Annotated in this window: 6 protein-coding genes; all 6 read right to left on the bottom strand. The window is 53.1% G+C overall.

Annotated features, from left to right (window positions below):
* Nucleotides 1-1,122 (bottom strand): glycosyltransferase family 2 protein (locus FBQ85_24970; protein MDL1878385.1); only part of this gene is annotated, 1,122 nt, incomplete at its 3' end.
* 80 nt (nt 1,123-1,202) lie between these two features.
* On the bottom strand, nt 1,203-1,916 hold the full coding sequence (locus tag FBQ85_24975) for a polysaccharide export protein (GenBank protein MDL1878386.1): 714 nt from the start codon (nt 1,914-1,916) through the stop codon (nt 1,203-1,205).
* Nucleotides 1,916-2,686, bottom strand: a complete 771-nt coding sequence (locus FBQ85_24980; protein ID MDL1878387.1) for a polysaccharide deacetylase family protein — start codon at nt 2,684-2,686, stop codon at nt 1,916-1,918. The genes FBQ85_24975 and FBQ85_24980 overlap by 1 nt, the downstream gene beginning before the upstream one ends.
* Before the next feature lie 56 nt (nt 2,687-2,742).
* The gene (locus FBQ85_24985; protein MDL1878388.1) at nt 2,743-3,945 is read right to left on the bottom strand and encodes a glycosyltransferase; all 1,203 of its coding nucleotides are present in this window, start codon (nt 3,943-3,945) and stop codon (nt 2,743-2,745) included.
* Nucleotides 3,946-3,987: 42 nt separating this feature from the next.
* Nucleotides 3,988-5,274: a glycosyltransferase family 4 protein gene (locus FBQ85_24990; GenBank protein ID MDL1878389.1), complete on the bottom strand. Its 1,287-nt coding sequence runs from the start codon at nt 5,272-5,274 to the stop codon at nt 3,988-3,990.
* Nucleotides 5,271-6,344, bottom strand: a 1,074-nt coding sequence (locus tag FBQ85_24995) for a polysaccharide biosynthesis protein (protein ID MDL1878390.1), incomplete at its 5' end; no start/stop codon positions are given. The genes FBQ85_24995 and FBQ85_24990, both read right to left, overlap by 4 nt.

The following is a 6,344-nucleotide window of genomic DNA, read 5'->3' on the forward strand; positions in this document are numbered from 1 at the left end:
GAAGCCAAAAACCGCAGCGACATTTCCCATTAAAAAATAAAACGGCATGTACAGATACCGGATCCGCAAGCCGAGGAATTCCTGCAAATAACCCAAAAAGCCCACAAGATAAAATGCGGCTTGCAGATTGAGCATGAGGCGATAGATCGGCGCTTCAGCCAGCCAGCAGGCGAGCGGGAGCAACAGAATAAAAATCGGGCTCATGGTGCGCAAAACTTTGTGCGAGATAAATTGCAGCGCCACGCGCCCGCGTTTGGGATTGAGCAGGCTGTGCAGCACATAAATCATCTGAAAATTTCCGACATTGATGCGAATGCGGCGCTGAAACTCGCCGTTCAGGTTGGTGGATTCGCGCTCGATGACAATGGCATCCGGCTCGTACAACACGCGATAACCCTGCCGGATGATTTGCATCGGCAGGATGAAGTCATCGTTGATTGCCTTTTTATCCAGCGGCTCGAAGAGATGGCGGCGAAATCCGTATAACGCGCCGTGCGCGCCGATTACCGAATGAACCTGGCTTTCATATTTTTTGAGAAATGTTTCGTACTGCCAATAAATTCTTTCCGTCATGCTGCGCAGTGATTCGTCCTCCGTCTCGAATGAGTAGACGCCGGAAACACACCCCACGTTGGGATCTTTGAAATGGCGCACGAGTTTCTTGAGGGCATCCGGTTGCAGCAAGCCCGAGGCGTCGGAGAGAACGATGATCTCGCCTTCCAATTTGGGAATGACTTTGTTCAACACCGTGGTTTTGCCGCGGCGTTTCGGGCGCGCGATGAAATGAATCTCATTCTCACTGTAGCTCGCCAGCATATCGTTGGTTTGATCGGTGGAGCCGTCGGAAACCACCGTAATGCGTAGGCGCTCTTTGGGATAATCCAGATTGAGCGTGTTTTCCACTTTCTGGCGGATGACGTTTTGCTCGTTGTACGCCGGTATCAAAAACGTCACGAATGGCCAGTCTTGATGATTTGTGTTTGACGCGATCTGCCCGGGTGCGCGTTGCGATCGCCTTTGGCGGAGCTTGGCTAACACGTACATTAATACTGGATAGCCCAAATACGTGTAGAGCAGCATCCCAATACACAGCCAGACCACGGCCTGCCAGAAGAGGGCCATAGACGGTTCCAGAATATGTTATCTGCCAAAGCATTTTCATATTCCGGCCACCGTTCCATGAGCAGCCGAAACAGCAGGAATCAGAAAATGGAATTAATCAATCCCGTAATCACACCGATATAAAACAAGGGCTGAAGCGGACGCAACACTTTGTCCAAAAAGTAGCCGATCTTGGAAAGCGTGTCCGGCGGCACGACGATGATATCGCCGTCGACCAGCGCCACATCGCGTTCCAATTCGCCTTTCTTCGTGATTTTGTTCAAATCGACTTTGACGATTTCGGGTTTGCTCGCGGTTGAGGTCGAGCGGATCAACCTGATCTTCGCGCGACTCGCTCGCAGCGTAGGCGTGCCCGCGAGCGTGAGTGCGTCCATGAGCGTCATGTTTTTGTTGATCAAGTATTGTCCCGGCGCGCCGACTTCGCCGAGCACGAACACCCGCCTGGCCTGATAGGAGGCGATAACGACTGTGACTTCGACATCGATGATGTATTCACTTAACAGCGCCGTCAGTTCGGCGTCAATTTCATCGGAAGTTTTGTTTTCGACATATACGCTGCCCACCAGATCGAAGGAGATGCGGCCATCCGGGCCGACCGGTTCGGCGCGCATGAAGTTCTCCTGGCGCACCGCGCCCGGGCCGGCGCTGATTTGCAAAACATCGCCCGGCCCCACGCGATAGGCTGCTTTATTGATCGGCTCACGGTACGCTTGTTCCAGCGCAGCCGTTTGCGCCAGCGCTTGTGAAGCCAGCAAGGCCAGCAGCGTGAATCCAAGGAGGAACTGTTGTTTCATTAGGTGTCCCTTTCAGCTAGGGATGAGGTTTTTAGATGGTGGAGTTTGTTCCACAACATGTGATAGTTTTGATTGCCCAAAAAGCGCTTCCCCAATCTGCCGGCGAAGTAGCGACTGCGTTTTTTGATCAGGTGCCAGGGCTCTGCGCGTAAGATTGTTTCAAACTCCGGCAACAAGACGTTTTGTGTGATGACCCAGCGCGGCACCAAGATCAGGTTTGGCGCGTGTCGTAAGCGCCGGGAACGCACGCCGGGCGCCGAGGTGTAGATTTCATGATACCCGCAATCGCCGGCATATTGCAGCGTGCCGTTGTCGTATCTGCCGCCGGGCAATGACATCGCCGTAACGGCCTGCCCGATGATATCCGATAGAATTTTCTGCGGCGTTAAGATTTCGGTTTGCTGTTGCAACGGCGTCAAGTTCTGCAAGAAAATATGTGAATGCGAATGGCTGCCGATGCGAATGCCGGCTTGCGCCAGCGTGCGAATCTCGGCCGCTTGCAGCATGCCGCGCTGCCCGACGGTGGAGGTTGTCACGAAACAGGTTGCAGGAATGCGATGTTGCTGCAATGTTTCAACCCACGGCAGCACGCTGTGATAACCATCGTCGAACGTCACGTGAACCGGCGCTTTATGCTTTTCGATCAAGCCGAGATGCGTTTGGAAATCCTCGGCAGCGACATCATAGGCGGGTTGCCATTCACGAAAAACGATATTTTGCCGGCCGGACGCTATATTATGATACATCAAAACGATGCTGGTTACGGACATCGAATTGCTCTTTTGCAAAACTTAATCGTGCGAGTCCGGCTTGACCCGGACAAATGTTAAATTTTTGCAGCGTATGTGTCGGCAATTGCAACAGTTCCTCCACATTTTTGCGCATATGCCGTCAAATAAAGCGTGGTGATGCGTTGAATCATCTGCTGTTCGCTAAAATTTTCCAGCACGAATTTCTCTCCGGCTTGCGCGCGCGTGCAAGCCGCCTCACGATCATTCAGCGTTTCCAGTAATGCGGTGGCGAGAGCATGCGTGTCGTTTGCAGGCACCAGCACGCCATAGCGATCATCCGCGATGATTTCCGGATTGCCGCCGACGCGCGTGGCGACCACCGGCACCTTTGCTGCCATCGCCTCTAAAATTGCCATGGAAATACCCTCAGTTTGCGAGGGCAGGCAGAAGACGGTCATGAAACTGAGCAACTCATAGATCTCTTGGCGGTGGCCTGCAAAGATAACATGCCCGGCGAGGCCATTTGCCTGCGCGAGCTGCTTTAAGTGCGAGGTTTCCGGCCCCTCGCCAACGAGCAGCAAACCTGCTTGCGGATAATGCTCGAGTATCTTCGGCATTGCTTCGAGCAAGAGCGGATAGTTTTTGCGAACTTCTTGCCGCCCGATGGAACCGATGAGCGGGGAGAAGCGAGATAAATCGAGTTCACGCTGCAAGGCTTTTCGCGTTGCTTCATTCACGCTGACGGGCAAGCGCAGGCCGTTGTGAATGGTGATGATTTTGTCTGCTGGCAAACCGCCCATTTCAATTAAACCGCGGCGTAATTGTTCTGAAACAGATATGATCCGCGTCGTTTTGCGCGCGAGCTGTTGCTCGATGCGCTGCCGCGTCTGATCCGCGATTGTGAAAGTCGAATGTTCGTGCGTGATCAACACTGGCACTTGCGCGAGTATGCCTGCGAGCCGGCCCCACAAATTCGCCGTAAACACGTGCGTGTGCAGGATATCGATTTGTTGCGCGCGCAGAAGTTTTTGCAAACGCCATAACAACCCGACATCGATGCCGGGCCTTTTGTGCAATGTGATCACGCGCATGCCGCGTTCTTCTAGCTCGGCGGCCATGCGGCCTTTTTTTGCCAGGCAGCAAACCATCGTGTGAAAGAACTGTGCCGGCAATCCCACAACGAGATTGATCAGAACCCGCTCAGCGCCGCCGTTTTCAAGGTCTTCGATGACATGCATAACCTTGAGCGGAGTTTTGGGCGCAGGCACGGAAGATGGTGTTGCCGTTGAATCTGCCATCGTGCTTGCTTGAGCTATGCTGCAATAAATTTTTAGATATTTCTACTGCGGGTGATGCACACCCGACGTCAAAAGCTTTTCTGTAAATAAATCGATCACTTGTTTCGTCGTTCGCGTGTCGTCAAAAAGCTGTTGCGCGCGTTGCTGGCCGGCCAGCGCCAATTGCCGGCGCAACTCGGGATTGTCATGCAAGTGCATGAGTGCAGCCGCGGCCGCATTGGGATCGTCGGCCTCCACGAGCAGGCCGGTGCGTTCAGGCTCGATCAATTCACGAATTGCATTCAAGGGCGTGGCGATCACCGCGACTTGGCTGGCCAGGGCCTCGATATAAACGTTGGGAATACCCCAATGCAGATATGGGCGCGGCAACAGGATAAAGGCATCGGCCCAGCGCCGCAACGGGCGAAGCTGTTCATGCGGCAGATAACCGAGCAGGAACACGTGTTTTTGCAGGCGGCGTTCGCGAATGAGATTTTGCAGCCGTTTTTTTTCCGGGCCTTCGCCGACAATTTTACATTGAAACGCCAGGCCCTTCTCCTGCAACACGGCGCATGCTTCGATCAACGTATCAAAGCCCTTGGTACGGTAGAACGTGCCGATCGATAGAATGCGAAAGACCCCGTTGGGCGCTTCTTTTAGCCGGGCATCCTGCTGCAATGCCGTGAGATGATGCCCGTGATAGATGAGTTTAATGTCTTTGCTTTTTGCCGGCGCCAACCGGGAAAGATGAACCCGGTTGTAAGCCGTGCAGGTCATCACAAAATCGCAAGCCTTCAGCTTGCGTACGAGCATGGTATCGTCTTCATAAATATCATGCGCATGCGCTGAAAAACTGTAACGCAGGCCGGTCAAGCGATGAATGATCCATGCCATGGTGCCGGGAAACGTTGCCCAAAACGCATGCACCAGAGTGATCTTGCGGCATTGCATGCGATGCGCATAACACACCGCTTGCGGAAAGAGAATGAGATTTTTCAGCAACGTTTTTGGCCGATGCCGGCTCTCCCAGCATATTTGCAGCAAGGTTCTGAAATAGCGCCGGGCGTGGCGCTTGGCAAAGTGGCATTGCGCCCGCCAAATTTCCCGCGAGAAAAAAAAAGGCCGGTGGAACAAGCGAGGCAATAACGCTTGCGCTTGCGGCTGAATGATTTTATCGCGCGACTTTTTAATCGAATAAATATCGAAGGCAAAGCCTGCTTGCGCGAGCGCGGACATTTCGCGCAAAATGAAGGTTTCGTCGACGCAGGGAAATTGCGACATAATGAAGGCTATGGCAGCGCTGCCATTGCGGCTTTGTTCTGCAAAAATTGTGGCCGAGGATTCTTTCATCTGCGTCGCAACAATCCGAGTTGTTTGCGCAAGAAAATATCAACGTTTTCTCGAAAGACTCTGTCGATGATAAAAACGATGATGAAGTATACCAGCGCGCCCAGAATGACTTCGAGGATAAGGTCGAGCCACGGGTGGGCGAGATGTGTTGTTTTAATTGCCAGGAACATCAGGCCGCCGGCAAACAAGTATTTCATGAGCGCCGCCCAGGGAATCTGCAATCCAATAAATCGGCGCGTGTAAATCGTGACAATGACGGCCATGAGCAAATAACTGAATGCTTTTGCGATCGTCGCCCCCATGATTTCCAGGCGCGGAATCAGCAGCCAATTGGCGGTAACATTGACGATCATGGTTAAGGTCAGAATACCGACCAGCCGCCTGGTCTTTTTTTGAATGTAGTGGCTGGCGGCCAAAATCGGCAGTGCGCCGTTTATCATCAGGCCGGCGATCGTCCAGGGAATGATGGCGCTGCCGGCAACGAACTTTTCGGAAGCGATGATGCGAATAAAGTTTTCGCCGACCGCTGCGCAGCCGAAGATCAAGGGTACCGCGAACAAGCCGTAGGTCCGCAACGCACTCTGCAAAAATTTGCGCGTTTCCTCCGGTCCTTTCTTCGCCCAGATTTGCATGTAAACCGGCATGACGGCTGTCGCAAAGGGCAGAACGACGATATCTTTGAGATAATCGGCGAGATTGTAAGAGGCGCTGTACAGGCCCACGGCGGTGGCGTCGAGAAAAAAATGAATCAGGTAGCGATCCAAGTATGTCAACAGCATGGAGACGAATTCAAAGCCGATGAGCGGAAAGCCATACACCAAAGCTTGTCGAAAAACCGTGCCGGAAAAATCACCAAGATGCAGCGGATTTTTTCGCGCGCGCCAGCCCAACAGGGTGAACACGGCCAAACTCATGCCCAGCAATTGTGCGCCATAAAAGCCGGTCAGCGTGCGCGATACAAAGAACAGGATGACCAGAATGGACGCGAGCGTGACGTATTTTGCGACAACACGATAGCTGTTGAAAAAAATCGTTTGCTGTTCCGCGCGCAAAAAGGCGAGCAACAAGCT

It is taken from the genome of Cytophagia bacterium CHB2 (assembly GCA_030263535.1).
Lineage (GTDB): Bacteria > Zhuqueibacterota > Zhuqueibacteria > Zhuqueibacterales > Zhuqueibacteraceae > Coneutiohabitans.